The following is a 13,766-nucleotide window of genomic DNA, read 5'->3' as shown; positions in this document are numbered from 1 at the left end:
GGGTCCAGCCGGAACGCCCGGATCTCCCCAACGCCCCGCACGTCCTCCACGGAGAGGATGGCCGCACCCACACCGGCAGCCACCATCCGGGCGGCACTGTCCTCCCGCTCTACCTCGCAGATCACATGCGGCCGATAGAGCAGCTTGCGGAACAGGGCATCCTCGATCCGGCGGATGCTGGCCCCCTCGTCCGGGGAGACAAAACTCAGCGTATCCAGCACCTGGGGCAGCTGCTCCACCGAAATGATCTCCTCCTGCGGATGTTCCAGGCAGTAGGCCGCCTCCCGGGGCAGCGCCGCCACCAGCTCCTCCCGCCGCAGCGGCACGGCCCCCTGGGCCGGGCGGTCGTCGTCCTCCGTGATGGAGATGACGGCAAGGTCGATCCGACCCGCCTGCATCATCCCCTTGAGATGGGCATAGTCATCCACAAACAGCCGCAGGGTAATGTCCGGAAACCGGGCCTTGAAGGCCGGCAGCAGATCGGTCACCAGCGTCAGCCCCCAGAAGGAGACCCCCACGCAGAGGAACCCCTCCTTTTTCAGCGCCGCGATGCTGGCCGCCGCCGCGTTCTGGACTTCCACCACCGCCCGGGCCGCCTGGAGATATACCTGCCCCGCCTCCGTGGGCACCAGACCCGTTTTTTCCCGGAAGAACAGGGGCGTTCCCAGCTCGCTTTCCAGCTTCAGAAGGTACTGGCTCAGGGTGGACTGGGTGACGAACAGCTTCTCCGCCGCGTGGGTCACGCTTTGCTGCCGGGCGATCTCCAGAATATACTCTGGGTTCTTGATGTCCATCCTTTTTTGCTCCTTTCCACAAAAAACGTCCATCGGTTTTGTTAATTATCACAATCGGTTTTACCGTTTTGACTTTCCAGGGGCCTCGCACTATGATAAGTGTACAGCAAGGGAGCAGCCCCGTAAAGAGGCTGCGGATGTAAATTCTGAGCTGAAGGAGTTGTATCACGATGAAAAACGATCTTTCTCAGGTCTATGCCTATGAAGCGCGCGTCATCCCCGCAGAGGACTGCGGCAAGCACAGCCGCGCACTGCAGGTCAACGTCAAATACTATGACCTCGTCAAGAACTACCTGAAATTCGGTGGTCTTGTCTGATCTTCGGCCGTCGGGACCCCCTCTGTCCCTTTTCGGCCGGGGGGAACACCGCTCCTTTTTGTGGGGGCGGCCCGTGTTCCCCACACCTCCCAGCAACCGGCGCCGGTGCAAATGCACCGGCGCTTTTTGCTGTCATTTTCCAGGAAAACTTCCGCAAATCGTTGTAATTTGGGGAGCGGTTCGATATAATAAACGAGTGTATGATTGCGGGAGCGATCCCGCTGTGATTTCCGGCGCTCTTCCATTCGGAGCGTCGTAACAAAGGAGAATACCTATGGAACAAAAGAAGTTCTATATCACCACCCCCATCTACTACCCCTCCGACAAGCTCCACATCGGCCACACCTACTGCACCGTGGCCACCGATGCCATCGCCCGCTATAAGCGTCTGACCGGGTGCGACGTAATGTTCCTCACCGGCACCGACGAGCACGGCCAGAAGATTGAGGACAAGGCCAAGGAGGCCGGCATCACCCCCAAGGAGTTCGTGGACCGCATCGTGGAAGGTCCCAAGGGCGTCAAGGATCTGTGGAAGCTGATGAACATCTCCAACGACCGTTTCATCCGCACCACCGACGACTACCATATGGAGAGCGTCCAGAAGATCTTCAAGAAGATGTATGAAAAGGGCGACATCTACAAGGGCACCTACAAGGGCAAATACTGCAAGCCCTGCGAGAGCTTCTGGACCGAGAGCCAGCTGGTGGACGGCAAGTGCCCCGACTGCGGCCGTGAGGTCCAGGACGCGGAGGAGGAGGCCTATTTCTTCCGCCTGTCCAAGTACGCCGACCGCATCCGGGATCTGCTGGAAAATACCGACTTCCTCCAGCCCCGCTCCCGGGTCAACGAGATGGTGAAAAACTTCATCGATCCCGGTCTGGAGGATCTGTGCGTCTCCCGCACTTCCTTCACCTGGGGCATCCCCGTGGACTTCGACCCGGGTCACGTGGTATACGTGTGGGTGGACGCCCTCTCCAACTATATCACCGCCCTGGGCTATCTGAATGACCGCTACCACGACTACGACAAGTATTGGCCCGCCGACGTCCATATCGTGGGCAAGGAGATCGTCCGGTTCCACTCCATCATTTGGCCCGCCATGCTCATGAGTATGGAGCTGCCTCTGCCCAAGCACGTCTTTGGCCACGGCTGGCTGCTGCTGGACGGCGGCAAGATGAGCAAGTCCAAGGGCAACGTTGTGGACCCCTATATCCTGGCGGAGAAATTCGGCGTGGACGCCCTGCGCTTCTTCCTGATGCGCACGTTCCCCTTCGGCTCCGACGGAAACTTCTCCAACGAGCTGCTGATTCAGACCATCAACACCGACCTTGCCAACGATCTGGGCAACCTGGTCTCCCGCACCACCGCCATGGTGGGCAAGTACTTCGGCGGCAAGCTGCCGGAGGGCTGCCGCAGCTGCAGCGCGCCGGAGTCCTTCGACACCGATCTTATCGCCATGGCCTCCGGTCTGCGGGCAAAGTATGAAAGCGCCATGGAAACCTTCGCCCCCCACAAGGCCCTGGATGAGGTGTTCCACGTGATCCAGCGGGCCAACAAGTATATCGACGAGACCGCCCCCTGGGCCCTGGCCAAGGACATGGAGAAAAACAGCGCCCGTCTCGCTCACGTTCTCTATAACCTCCTGGAGACCACCCGTATCTGCGGCATCCTCCTGAGCCCCTTCATGCCGGAGAGCTGCGACAAGCTCTTCGCCCAGATCGGCGCCGGCGCCGATGTCCGCACCTGGGACAGCGCCGCTGCCTGGGGCAGCCTGCCGGAGGACGCCGTCGTCACCAAGGGCGAGAACCTCTTCCCCCGCATCGACGCGGAGAAGGCCCTCACCGAGCTGGAGGAGCTGGAAGCCGCGGCCCGGAAGGCCGCGCTGCCCGCCGTGGAGGTGGAGCCCCAGCTCACGGAGAAGGTGGACTTCGACACCTTCTGCAAGTCCGATTTCCGGGTGGTGAAGGTGAAGTCCTGTGAGGCCGTGAAGAAGAGCGAAAAGCTCCTCAAGTTCATTCTGGACGACGGCACCGGCACGGACCGTCAGATCCTCTCCGGTATCCACAAGTTCTACGAGCCGGAGGACCTGGTGGGCAAGACGCTGGTTGCCATCGTGAACCTGCCGCCCCGGAAGATGATGGGCCTTGAATCCAACGGCATGCTGATCTCCGCCGTCCACACCGAGCACGGCGAAGAGAAGCTCCACCTGCTGATGGTGGATGACGCCATTCCGGCCGGTGCCAAGCTCTGCTGAGAAGCCCTAGAAAAAATCCCAATCTCTGATAAAACGCCGTCCCGTTTTCCACGGGGCGGTGTTTTTTGTGGAAAGGTTCATCCTTCCGCTTGACATATACTACACAGTTGTAGTATAAAGAAGATGTACTACATTGATGTAGTTTTTGGAGGTGCATCACATGGGCCAATTTCAAAGTTTGTCGGAGTCTGAGATGGAGATCATGCGGGTGATCTGGGACGCCGGATCGCCGGTGACCGCTGCGGAGCTGCTGGAACTCTTTTCCCACAAGGGATGGAAGATCCAGACCATGTCCACCTTTTTGAGCCGCCTCGTGGAAAAGGGCGTTTTATCCGTGGAGCGCCGGGGCCGGTCCAATTTCTACACCCCCGCCGTCACGGAGCAGGGCTACCAAAAGCTGGAGGCCCGGCGCCTGGTGGATGAACACTACCACGGAGACCTGCTGGACTTTCTGGCGGCCTTCTACGGCGGAGAACCTCTGAAAAAGGAGGAGCTGGACACCCTGCGCCGCTGGTTTGAACAGGAGGCGGAACATGCTGATTGATACGCTGGCGAGCCTGGCCATCTCCGGCAGCGCGGCAACGGCGGCGTGCCTGCTGCTGCGGTGGTTGTCCCGGGGACGGCTGAGCGCCCGGTGGGAGGACTGGATGGTGCGGCTGAGCCTAGTATTTGCGCTGGTGCCTCTGGGGCGGCTCTTTTCCCTGGTCCGGGGACTTCTCACCTCACTCCCGGCCGCGGCAGGGAACACGCCCGCTCCGGTGCCGACGGAGTCCGCCCTGCCAGGCACCGCAGTAGCCCCTGTACTGCCCGTGGTGCCGGAGATCACCGGCGCCACGGCACCGGGTGGAACGCTGGTCCTGCCCCGGTGGGTCCTGGCTCTGTCGGCAGGCATCTGGCTGCTGGGAGCCGCGTGGCTGCTGGTGCGGAAACTGCGGACCCGCAAGGCCCTGGGGCGTCTAGTACATACCTCCCGGCCGGTGACGGAGGAAACGGTTTTGGAAACGCTCCCGCACTGCTGCGCCCTGCTGGGCCTGCACTGCCCGGTGGCGGTGCGCACCTCAGCGGCGGTATCGTCCCCGCTGGTAACGGGTGTGCTGCGCCCGGTGGTGCTGCTGCCGGAAACACACTCAGACCCGGAAGCGCTCAAGTGCCTGCTGCTCCATGAGCTGGACCACATTCGCCGGGGCGATCTGTGGGTGCGGCTTTGCGCCATGACCGCCCTGATCCTGCACTGGTACAATCCGTTATTTCACATGCTGGACCGAACCGTCCGGGAGGTAGAGGAGGAACGCTGCGACGAGGACGTAGCCGGACTCCTGAATCGCCGGGAACGGCTCCGGTACGGTCGGCTCCTGCTGCAAATGGCCGCCGGGAACCCTGGAGATGCAGGCCCCTGGGCCCTGTGTCTCTCCTCCCGGGAGGTCCTGGAAAGGAGACTGAAAAAAATGCTGCATATCGCTCCCATGAACGGCCGCAGACGTTTTCTGGATCTGCTGGCCGCGGCGGCGGTGCTGACCTGCGGAACAGCGGCGGCCCTGTCCGCCGGAGATTCGCTGGTAACGGCAGCGCCGGAAACTTCCGCAGCTGTTCAAACTGCCCCGCAGCCGGAAAAGACGCCTGCGGAGACCGAACCTTCCGAAACGGCTGTGCCGGCGGCGGAACCCCTGCCGGAGGAGACCTCTTCCCCCCAGGAGACGCCGGCGGAAACGGCCGCCCAGATGGAAGAACCCATCTCTCAGCCGGAGGATGCGGTCCAGACCCCTGCGCCGCAGGCGCCCGCCGTCTCCGACGAACTCCGGGTCATTATGGAGACCGCCGTCCGGGGAGACCCGGAGCTGATCGCCAGCCGGGGCGGCACGCTGCTGCCGGACGATGATCTCAGTTCCTATGCCCAGATCAACGGCGTCTGGTACAAGTACTTTATCACCAAAAACGAGTTCTGCGGTGCGCCTTTGTGTATGGTGGAATACTTTGTGAGCAACCCGGACACTCTGGACACAGACGTGGAACGGCCCCTGCTGAATACCCTGGTCAATGATCAGTATCCCGTCAACAGCCGGGGCGAGTCTTATGGCGACAGAAGACTGTGTTATTATGTCGGATACCTGCCGGATCTGATCGCCGTAGGCCGCTCGGATGGGCAGCAGAGCTATATCTCCCGGACAGACGAGGAAGCCATCCCCAACCTTTCCGCACAGGAGTGCCCCCACGAATTCACAATTCCCCTGTACGACAGTGAGCACAATGTCATCGGGGAATACTCCATGAGCTGCGGCGGCCACTTCTCCGGCGGCACGACCATTGAAGAGGCCAAGGAGGCCCTGGCGGCGGGCGAAGATCTCACATGACCGCTCCCCAGGCTGAACCGGTCATCCGCATCTGGGTGGACCGGCAGCGGCGGGTGGTATCCTTCCATCCCATGGAAGGCTGTCCCCAGCTGGAGTTCCGCAGCCGGGAGCTGTTTTTCCGCTGCGCCGACCAATATACCGCCCGGCAATTCCGTTGGCAGTAAAGAAAACAGGAGAGGGGACCCCTCTCCTGTTTTTCTTTACAGTGCCGAGGCCCAACGTACCTCGTACACGCTCCGGCCTTCCCGCTGAAGGGATTCCAGCAGCAGTACCTCCTGGACCTCCATCTCCACAGGCGGGAGGGACGGCGCGGACATCGTTTCCCTGAGCTGGTAGTGTCGGGCCAGGGTGATGTGGGGCATCCAGGGCCGTGCCTCGATGGCAAAGCCCCGGCGGCGCAGGTTCTCCTGAAGTCCCAGGGCCAGATGCTCCAAAGCAGAGTTCTCCCGCACTCCCGCCCACCAGGTATCTCCGAAGCGGCCCACGCCCTCCACTGTCAGGGAAAAGGCTCCGGTGCCCCGGAGTTCCTCCACCGCCGCCTTTGCCGCCGCAGCGTCCGCCGTCTCGCCCAGAAAGGCCAGCGTCAGGTGCAGCATCTCCCGCCGGGGAAAGCTCCCCCGGCCCAGACGGCGCAGTTCCGCCTGGGCCGCCAGCAGGGTTTCTTCCGCCGCCGGGGAGGGGCGGATTGCCGTAAACAGCCGCATAGAGTTCCCACCTTTCACACTTTGTTCCTTGTTTTCCATCCTATCACAGTGATACAATGAGATCTACCGGAAGTTTTTCCGGCTTCGGAAAGCGAGGAATGATTCCATGAGACTGCAAAGTGCAATTTTTGATCTGGACGGCACGCTACTGGACACCGCTTCCTTCTGGGAGCAGTTGTGCCTGGACCTGCTGAAAAAGTACGGCGCCGACCCGGAGCCCGGCGTAGGCGCCCTGGTGTCCGCCATGACGCCCAAGGAGGGCGCGGCCTATTGCAAGGAACACTACCACCTCACCGCCTCCCTGGAGGAGATTCTGGGGGAGGTCAGCTCCGGCGCGGCAGACTTTTACTGCCACCGCGTCCAGGCCAAGCCCGGTGTGGACAAGGCACTGTCCCTTCTGAAGATGGAGGGAGTGTGGATGTACGTGGCCACCTCCACGGACCGGCGCCTGGCGGAGGCAGCGCTGCGCTGCGCCGGTATCGACGGCTATTTCCGCGGGCTGATCACCTGCGCCGATGTGGGCGCCCAGAAAGAGGACAGTCCCGCCATCTACGAGGGGGCCATGCGGCGGCTCCAGTCCAGCAAGCGGGACACGGTGGTCTTCGAGGACTCCCTGGCCGCCATCCGCACCGCCAAGGCGGCAGGCTTCCGGGTGGCGGGAGTCTACAACCCGGCAGCGGAGGCAGACCAGGCGGCCATCCAGGCGGAGGCAGACTACTACCTCCGTTCCTTCGAGGAGATGTTTGACACCACCGCCATGGGCTGACGCTCCGGCGGACCGCGGAAAGGGACCCTGAACGGGCCCCTTTTTTCTTTCTTAAATTTTTGCCCCCGAGTGTAACGAATTATCCCTGCCGGGGATTTATGGACGAAGAGAGGAGGGAGACGCCCGTGGAATCCATGGAGGAAATTTACCGCGCCCATGCCCGGACGGTCTATAAGTTTCTTCTCTCCCTGTGCCATGACCCGGAGACAGCGGAGGAGCTGACCCAAGAGACCTTTTACCAGGCGGTGCGGTCGGCGGACCGCTTTGACGGCAGCTGCAAGGTGTCCACCTGGCTGTGTCAGATCGCAAAGCACCTTTTTTATCAGCACGTCCGCAAACGCCGCCGGGAGGAGCCGCTGCCGGAGACCGACGACGGTCTGCCGCCTCTGCCCTCCGCCGAGGCGGAAGCGATGGACCGGGACGGCCACCTGTCGCTGCTGCGGCGCATCCACGCCCTGCCGGAGCCGGGGCGGGAGGTGGTGTATCTGCGCACGTTCGGGGGCTTGAGTTTCCGGGAGATCGGGGAGGTGCTGGGCCGGACGGAAACCTGGGCCCGGGTGACCTTTTACCGGAGCAAGGAACAGCTGAAAAAAGGAGGGGAACACCATGAAGGATAATCTGCCCTGTGCAGTGGTGCGGGACCTGCTGCCCGCCTATGTGGAGGGGCTGACGGAGCCGGAGACCAACGATGCCGTAGAGGCCCATCTTACGTCGTGTCCCGCCTGTGCGGCCCGTCTTGCCGCCATGCGCGCCCCGGAGCCCACGCCGGAGGAGGAAACCGCCAAAGAGGTGGACTATCTGAAAAAGGTGAAGCGCCGGGGCTGGAAGCGGGTGGTGCTGGCGGTATTGGTGACAGTGCTGGTACTCATGGGAGTGCTGGCAGCGAAACTTTTTTTGCTGGGAAGTGCCGCCGGCCCCGAGAGCATGGTATTTTATGTGGAGCAATCCGATGAGGTCCTCTCCCTGCGCATCTCCTCCGCCGCTTCCGCCAATGCCTACTGGGGCTGGAATACCAGGAGCCAGGACGGCGTGGTGGAGATCTCCGCCCGGGAGGGGCTGGTCTCCCCGCTGCACAACACCGCCTCTGCAAAGCTGGACATCCCGCTGGAGGGAGTGCAGGAGGTCTACCTGTGCGGCCGTCTCATCTGGCAGGAGGGGACCATCACCGCCGGAAAGGCCCTGGAGCAGTTTGAAACCCTCTATGAGGCCCGGACGCCCTATGTGGGAAATCCCTCCGCCCTGAACGAGGTGGCCCAGGCGCTTCATCTCGACAGGCTGGGGAGCTACACCTTCCGTCTGGAGACCAGCGCCGAGCCCTATGGCTGGACCGTGGACTTTGAACGGAAAATCGATGGGCTCACCAACGAACTGATGCCCTACCTGGCCCCTCAGATGCTGGCCGTGGTGGACAATCTCGGCACCGTATCCTGGACCTGTCCCGACGATCAGGGGAACATCCAGACCCACACCGTCACGCTGGAGGAAGTCAACGCACGCCTGCCGGAGCTGACGGATGCCTACAACGATGCCAACGGCACCGACTGGGAGGCCCTGAGGAGCGTCAAGGACTATGCCCAGTCCCCGGCGATGCTCCAGCGGCTGGACGCCATCTTCTGGCAGGTATATGTGGACGCTGTCCGCGCCGCCGGGACTGACTACTGACACGGTAACAAATCAAAAAAGGAGCATTGCCATGACGGCAATGCTCCTTCTTTTTTATGGGCCGGGGAACCGCAGGCCCCACTGCCCATGTGATGTTAGTTTTCGTAGCCGTTGGGGTGGCCGGAGTGCCAGGTCCAGGCGTCGGCAATGATCTCGTCCAATCCCCGCTTGGGCTTCCAGCCCAGGACCTCGGCGGCCTTGTGGTTGGAGGCGATCAGCACGGAGGGATCGCCGGCCCGGCGGGGCTCCACCACGGCGGGGATGGCCTTGCCGGTGATGCGGCGGGCGGTGTCGATGATCTCCTTGACGGAGTAGCCGTCGCCGCTGCCCAGGTTGAACACACCGCTCTCGCCGGTCTTTTCCAGGTGCTCCAGCGCCAGCAGATGGGCCTCCGCCAGATCCCGGACGTGGATGTAATCCCGGATGCAGGTGCCGTCGGGGGTGGGATAGTCGTCACCGAAGATGCCGATGTGGTCCCGCTGGCCCAGGGCGGTCTTCATCACCAGGGGGATCAGGTGGGACTCGGGGTTGTGGTCCTCACCGATGCCCACATCGGGGTTGGAGCCGGCGGCGTTGAAGTACCGCAGCGCCACGTAGTGGATGCCGTAGGCCTTGTCGCACCACTTGAGCATCCCCTCGATGGCCAGCTTGGTGGCGCCGTAGGGGTTGGTGGGGTCGGTGCGGTCGCACTCTTCGATGGGCTGCTTTTCCGGCTCGCCGTAGGTGGCGGCAGTGGAGGAGAAGACGATCTTGTCCACGCCGTGCTCCTTCATGGCCGTCAGCATGGACTGGGAGCCCGCCACGTTGTTGCCGTAGTACTTCAGGGGGTTTGTGACACTCTCGCCCACCAGGGAGTAGGCGGCGAAGTTGATGACGCCGTCAATGTGGTTCTCGCTGAACACAGTGTCCAGGAAGGCCGCGTCCCGCAGGTCGCCCACATAGAGCTTCCGGGCGCCCTTCACCGCCTGCCAGTGGCCGGTGCGCAGGTTGTCCACCACCACTACGTCATAGCCCTTTTCCACCAGCAGTGCCACCATATGGCTGCCGATGTAGCCGGCGCCGCCGGCAACAAGAATCGTTTTCATACCCGTTTCCTCCTTCTTTGTTCTGGGGCTCTCCCGCCGGAGCGGGGCGCCCGGTTGGTTCGCCTGCCTTTTCAGGACAGGTGATGTGCTTTATTTTACAGACGCGATAAACTTTTCAAAGGCCGCCCGGCCCTCGGGGGTGCACTTGTAGACGCCTGCGTCCTCCAGCACCCGGGCAAACACCTTGCCCACCTCGTCCTGGAGGATTCCCTCCACATTGTCGGCGGTGAAGGTGTAGCGCGTCTGCAGCTCCTCCGCCCAGTCGGCGTGCTTGGCGATGGTGTCGCTCCCCCGCAGGTCGCCGCCGGAGACCAGAACATCCGCCAGCTCCTTGAGCTCGTTCTTCAGCCGGGCAGGCAGCACCGCAAGGCCCATAACCTCGATGAGGCCGATGTTCTCCTTTTTGATGTGGTGGAGCTCCTGATGGGGATGGAACACACCCAGGGGGTACTCCTCCGTTGTGATGTTGTTGCGCAGCACCAGGTCCAGCTCGTACTTGCCGTTTCGCTTGCGGGCGATGGGGGTGATGGTGTTGTGGGGATCACCGTCGGTCTCGGCAAAGATAAAGGCGTCGGGGTCCGAGTATCCCCGCCAGGCGGCAAGAATCTTGTCCGCCAGGTCCACCAGGCGCTCATCGTCGGCGCAGCGCAGCCGGATGACGGAGAGGGGCCAGTGGACGATGCCCGCCTCCACGTCCTCAAAGCCCGGGAAGGAGACGGTCTTTTCCACTGGAGCCTTCTCCATGGCAAAGGTGTAGCGGCCGCCCTGGAAGTGGTCATGGCTCAGGATGGAGCCGCCCACGATGGGCAGGTCCGCGTTGGAGCCCACGAAGTAGTGGGGGAACTGGCGGATGAAGTCCAGCTGCTTGCGGAAGGTGGAGCGGTCGATCTTCATGGGGATGTGCTTGCCGTTGAAGACGATGCAGTGCTCGTTATAGTAGACATAGGGGCTGTACTGGAAGAACCAGCTTTGCCCATCGATGGTGACGGGGATGACCCGGTGATTCTGGCGGGCGGGATGGTCCACCCGGCCGGCGTAGCCCTCATTCTCCCGGCACAGCTGGCACTTGGGATAGCCGCTCTGGGGCGCCGCCTTGGCGGCGGCGATGGCCCGGGGGTCCTTCTCCGGTTTGGAGAGGTTGATGGTGATGTCCAGGTCCCCAAACTCCGTGGAGGTGACCCATTTCACATCCCGGGCGATGCGGTAGCGGCGGATGTAGTCCGTATCCTGGCTGAACCGGTAGTACCAGTCGGTGGCGGTCTCCGGGGACTGGGCATAGCGCTCCCGGAAGGTAGTAAGCACCTGGGAGGGGCGGGGCGTCAGGCGGCCCATCAGCTCCGTGTCCAGCAGGTCCCGGCTGACCACGCCGCCCTCGATGCGGCCGTTGGCTTCCGCCCAGTCCAGGATGTCCCGGAGAATATCCTCCAGGGGGCGGGGGGGCTGGGGCAGCGTCTCCGGCTGGGTGAAAGCCGTCAGGTGCAGCGCCTCCAGCAGCCGGTTCACCGCCCAGGTGTGGTCGGCCTCCTCGATGAGGCCCGTGCGGACGCCGTAATCCGCCAGCTCGGCAAGAAAGGTATCGATCATGGTCTCTTCCTCCTCACGCGATCCGGGTGCCGCCCACGGGGCGGATGGAGAGCACGTGGCAGCTGCCTGCGCCCAGCACTTCCTCGGTCCGCGTCTTGAATTCCTCCAGCAGGTCCAGGGGCACAAAGGCCTGGGCAGTGCCGCCGAAGCCGCCGCCGTGGACCCGCACGGCGCCCCGGCCCGCCAGAATGCGCTCGCTGAGAGCGATGGTCACCATCAGCTCCTGGTGCTCCGTCTGACCGGTGGGCACCACGTTCTGCAGATACTGGGCAGAGGAGCGGCCGGAGGCCCGGACCAGTTCCAAAAAGCGGTCGAAATCCCCGTCCCGCAGGGCCTGGGCCTCGTCGGCGGCCCGCTGGTTTTCCGCATAGAAGTGGAAGGCCCGCAGAACGCCCCGGTCCCCGGCCTCCTTCCGCAGCGCCGGCAGTTCCCGCAGGAAGTCCGCCTCCGGTACCTCCCGGAGGACCTCCTTGCCGAAGTGGTGGGAGACGGCCCTCAGCTCATCGGTGATGGCGGCATACTCCCCGGTGAGGTCCGCGTGGCCCGCGCCGGAGTCCAGGATACACAATGCATATCCCTGGGCATGGAGGTCCAGGGATATGCTCTCCACCGCCGGGTGGGCGGTGTCGGCAAAGTCGATGGCCACCACGCCGCCCACGGAGGAGGCGGTCTGGTCCATGAGGCCGCAGGGCTTTCCGAAGAAGACGTTCTCGGCGTACTGCCCGATCTGGGCGATCTCCACGGCGGAGCTTTTGCCGTTCCAGAACAGCTCACTGAGCATGGTGCCGATGAGCACCTCAAAGGCGGCGGAAGAGGAGAGGCCGCTGCCGCCGGGGACGTTGGAGACCACGTAGGCGTCGAGACCGGCGTCCTGAAGGGGGCAGCCCAGGGCAGCCATCCGGGCGGCCACGCCCCGGATCAATGCGGCGGAGGTGTTCTCCTCGGCCTGCTTGGGGGTCAGCTCCTTCAGATCCACCACGATCAGGGGATATCCCTCGGACTGAACTCGGATCATGCCGCTCTGGTTGGACGCGGCGGCGGCCAGGATGTCCAGATTCACCGCGGCGGCCAGGACCCGGCCGTGCTGGTGGTCGGTGTGGTTGCCGCCCAGCTCCGTGCGGCCGGGGGCGCTGAAGAGGGCCTCGGGCAGGCACTCAAAAGTCTTGGCAAAGCCGCTCAGGACGGCAGCGCAGCGGCTGCGTGCCGCCTCCAGATGCTCCGCGCCGTACAGGCATGTCAGCTCGCCGTCCAGCCGGCCGGAGAGCAGGCGGGTTTCCAGGGTTGATTGCTCCATGGTGAGACCTCCTTGATGTTCTTAATTTGAGCATAGCAGGGCACTGCCGTCTTTTCCATTCACTGCCGTGGCCCTTTCCATGGATTTTTGTTGCAAAACCGTTTACGTCGGCGTATGCTGAAAGGGAGGAGCAGGCAGGAGGGAGGACGGCGCCATGGCCCGGGATTTCAAGCACTCATTCAAGGTGGTCGCGCATGCGGAGCTGCCGCTGGTGGTTTACAATTCAGGCTTTCAGAAATGTCCGCCGGGCCACGGCTGGGGCCCCGGTGTCCGGGACCACTATCTTCTCCACTATGTGGTCTCCGGCCGGGGAACCTATGAGACGGAGGGCAGGACTTTCGTCCTCTCCGCCGGGGACGCCTTCCTGGCCCGGCCGGAGACGCCCATCCTCTATCAGGCGGACCGGGAGGACCCCTGGGAATACTACTGGGTGGGGTTTGCCGGGCCCAGCGCGGCGCTGCTGCTGGCTCAGACCTCTTTCACCCGCACCCACCCCGTGCTGCATCCGGCGGTGGGGGAGCGGCTGCGGCAGGCGCTGCTGGACATCTACAAGGCCCGGGGCGCAGACTATCCCAGTGCCGTGCGGATGGCGGGCTATCTCCAGGCGGCCCTGGGGCTTTTGATGGAGACGGCCCCTCCCCGGGGCGGTGAGGCGCTGACGGTTTACGCCCGACAGGGGGCGGCCTTCCTGCAGCAGAACTACTCCCGCTCCATCGGCGTGGATGAGGCAGCCCGGCAGGCAGGCGTCAGCCGGAGCTGTCTGTACCGGGCATTTCAGGCGGAGTTCGGCTGCTCCCCCAGCGCCTATCTCATCCGCTACCGCATCCAGCGGGCCACCCAGCTGCTGCGCCACAGCGCTCTGCCCATCAGCGCCGTGGCAGCCTCCGTGGGGTTTGAGGACCCGCTGTATTTTTCCCGGGCCTTCCGGCGGGCGGTGGGGCAGAGCCCCACGGAGTAC

General features: G+C 63.4%; 14 protein-coding genes. 9 read left to right on the top strand and 5 right to left on the bottom strand.

The genetic code is table 11. The annotated features are described in order from the left end of the window. The coding region (locus QZL67_RS00790; RefSeq protein ID WP_292919598.1) for a LysR substrate-binding domain-containing protein at positions 1-794 on the bottom strand (794 nt) is incomplete at its 3' end. A 170-nt stretch (positions 795-964) separates the two neighbouring features. Between QZL67_RS00790 and QZL67_RS00785 the strand changes: the two genes are divergently transcribed. The 5 genes from QZL67_RS00785 to QZL67_RS00765 all read left to right on the top strand — a co-directional run bounded on the left by QZL67_RS00785 (position 965) and on the right by QZL67_RS00765 (position 5,877). Further along, the gene (locus QZL67_RS00785) at positions 965-1,111 is read left to right on the top strand and encodes a hypothetical protein (RefSeq protein ID WP_022288885.1); all 147 of its coding nucleotides are present in this window, start codon (positions 965-967) and stop codon (positions 1,109-1,111) included. A 274-nt stretch (positions 1,112-1,385) separates the two neighbouring features. Then, positions 1,386-3,365, top strand: a complete 1,980-nt coding sequence (gene metG, locus QZL67_RS00780) for a methionine--tRNA ligase (protein ID WP_022288884.1) — start codon at positions 1,386-1,388, stop codon at positions 3,363-3,365. 160 nt (positions 3,366-3,525) lie between these two features. Further along, positions 3,526-3,909: a BlaI/MecI/CopY family transcriptional regulator gene (locus QZL67_RS00775; protein WP_022288883.1), complete on the top strand. Its 384-nt coding sequence runs from the start codon at positions 3,526-3,528 to the stop codon at positions 3,907-3,909. Continuing rightward, positions 3,899-5,713, top strand: coding sequence for a M56 family metallopeptidase (locus tag QZL67_RS00770; RefSeq protein WP_022288882.1), 1,815 nt, complete (start codon positions 3,899-3,901; stop codon positions 5,711-5,713). The genes QZL67_RS00775 and QZL67_RS00770 overlap by 11 nt, the downstream gene beginning before the upstream one ends. After that, a complete protein-coding gene (locus QZL67_RS00765) occupies positions 5,710-5,877 on the top strand; it encodes a hypothetical protein (protein ID WP_022288881.1) in 168 nt (55 codons plus the stop codon). Before QZL67_RS00770 ends, QZL67_RS00765 begins: the two co-directional genes overlap by 4 nt. A gap of 36 nt (positions 5,878-5,913) precedes the next feature. Here the strand turns inward: QZL67_RS00765 and thpR are convergent, their stop codons facing one another. Then, positions 5,914-6,417: an RNA 2',3'-cyclic phosphodiesterase gene (thpR, locus tag QZL67_RS00760; RefSeq protein WP_022288880.1), complete on the bottom strand. Its 504-nt coding sequence runs from the start codon at positions 6,415-6,417 to the stop codon at positions 5,914-5,916. 106 nt (positions 6,418-6,523) lie between these two features. Here thpR and QZL67_RS00755 point away from each other — a divergent pair, with 106 nt between their 5' ends. The 3 genes from QZL67_RS00755 to QZL67_RS00745 all read left to right on the top strand — a co-directional run bounded on the left by QZL67_RS00755 (position 6,524) and on the right by QZL67_RS00745 (position 8,845). Continuing rightward, positions 6,524-7,183, top strand: coding sequence for an HAD family phosphatase (locus QZL67_RS00755; protein ID WP_022288879.1), 660 nt, complete (start codon positions 6,524-6,526; stop codon positions 7,181-7,183). A 134-nt stretch (positions 7,184-7,317) separates the two neighbouring features. Further along, positions 7,318-7,800: an RNA polymerase sigma factor gene (locus tag QZL67_RS00750; RefSeq protein ID WP_306765919.1), complete on the top strand. Its 483-nt coding sequence runs from the start codon at positions 7,318-7,320 to the stop codon at positions 7,798-7,800. Beyond that, positions 7,790-8,845, top strand: a complete 1,056-nt coding sequence (locus QZL67_RS00745) for a DUF4825 domain-containing protein (RefSeq protein ID WP_022288877.1) — start codon at positions 7,790-7,792, stop codon at positions 8,843-8,845. The genes QZL67_RS00750 and QZL67_RS00745 overlap by 11 nt, the downstream gene beginning before the upstream one ends. A gap of 95 nt (positions 8,846-8,940) precedes the next feature. Here the strand turns inward: QZL67_RS00745 and galE are convergent, their stop codons facing one another. The 3 genes from galE to QZL67_RS00730 form a co-directional block, all read right to left on the bottom strand. After that, positions 8,941-9,930, bottom strand: a complete 990-nt coding sequence (galE, locus tag QZL67_RS00740) for a UDP-glucose 4-epimerase GalE (RefSeq protein ID WP_022288876.1) — start codon at positions 9,928-9,930, stop codon at positions 8,941-8,943. 90 nt (positions 9,931-10,020) lie between these two features. Beyond that, positions 10,021-11,514 (bottom strand): UDP-glucose--hexose-1-phosphate uridylyltransferase, encoded by a 1,494-nt coding sequence (gene galT, locus QZL67_RS00735; protein ID WP_022288875.1) that lies wholly within the window; start codon positions 11,512-11,514, stop codon positions 10,021-10,023. A 13-nt stretch (positions 11,515-11,527) separates the two neighbouring features. Further along, on the bottom strand, positions 11,528-12,808 hold the full coding sequence (locus QZL67_RS00730) for a galactokinase family protein (RefSeq protein ID WP_022288874.1): 1,281 nt from the start codon (positions 12,806-12,808) through the stop codon (positions 11,528-11,530). 154 nt (positions 12,809-12,962) lie between these two features. Here QZL67_RS00730 and QZL67_RS00725 point away from each other — a divergent pair. Next, positions 12,963-13,766 (top strand): helix-turn-helix domain-containing protein (locus QZL67_RS00725; protein ID WP_292919596.1); only part of this gene is annotated, 804 nt, incomplete at its 3' end.

It is taken from the genome of Oscillibacter sp. CAG:155 (genome assembly GCA_000436875.1).
Lineage (GTDB): Bacteria > Bacillota > Clostridia > Oscillospirales > Oscillospiraceae > Oscillibacter.
This window is presented reverse-complemented; position numbering and strand designations above follow the sequence as displayed.

What these genes read in the sequence shown, in the direction of transcription:
- QZL67_RS00785 (WP_022288885.1), top strand. Translation starts at nt 965, where the DNA reads ATGAAAAACGATCTTTCTCAGGTCTATGCCTATGAAGCGCGCGTCATC.
- metG (WP_022288884.1), top strand. Translation starts at nt 1,386, where the DNA reads ATGGAACAAAAGAAGTTCTATATCACCACCCCCATCTACTACCCCTCC.
- QZL67_RS00775 (WP_022288883.1), top strand. Translation starts at nt 3,526, where the DNA reads ATGGGCCAATTTCAAAGTTTGTCGGAGTCTGAGATGGAGATCATGCGG.
- QZL67_RS00770 (WP_022288882.1), top strand. Translation starts at nt 3,899, where the DNA reads ATGCTGATTGATACGCTGGCGAGCCTGGCCATCTCCGGCAGCGCGGCA.
- QZL67_RS00765 (WP_022288881.1), top strand. Translation starts at nt 5,710, where the DNA reads ATGACCGCTCCCCAGGCTGAACCGGTCATCCGCATCTGGGTGGACCGG.
- thpR (WP_022288880.1), bottom strand. Translation starts at nt 6,417, where the DNA reads ATGCGGCTGTTTACGGCAATCCGCCCCTCCCCGGCGGCGGAAGAAACC.
- QZL67_RS00755 (WP_022288879.1), top strand. Translation starts at nt 6,524, where the DNA reads ATGAGACTGCAAAGTGCAATTTTTGATCTGGACGGCACGCTACTGGAC.
- QZL67_RS00750 (WP_306765919.1), top strand. Translation starts at nt 7,318, where the DNA reads ATGGAGGAAATTTACCGCGCCCATGCCCGGACGGTCTATAAGTTTCTT.
- QZL67_RS00745 (WP_022288877.1), top strand. Translation starts at nt 7,790, where the DNA reads ATGAAGGATAATCTGCCCTGTGCAGTGGTGCGGGACCTGCTGCCCGCC.
- galE (WP_022288876.1), bottom strand. Translation starts at nt 9,930, where the DNA reads ATGAAAACGATTCTTGTTGCCGGCGGCGCCGGCTACATCGGCAGCCAT.
- galT (WP_022288875.1), bottom strand. Translation starts at nt 11,514, where the DNA reads ATGATCGATACCTTTCTTGCCGAGCTGGCGGATTACGGCGTCCGCACG.
- QZL67_RS00730 (WP_022288874.1), bottom strand. Translation starts at nt 12,808, where the DNA reads ATGGAGCAATCAACCCTGGAAACCCGCCTGCTCTCCGGCCGGCTGGAC.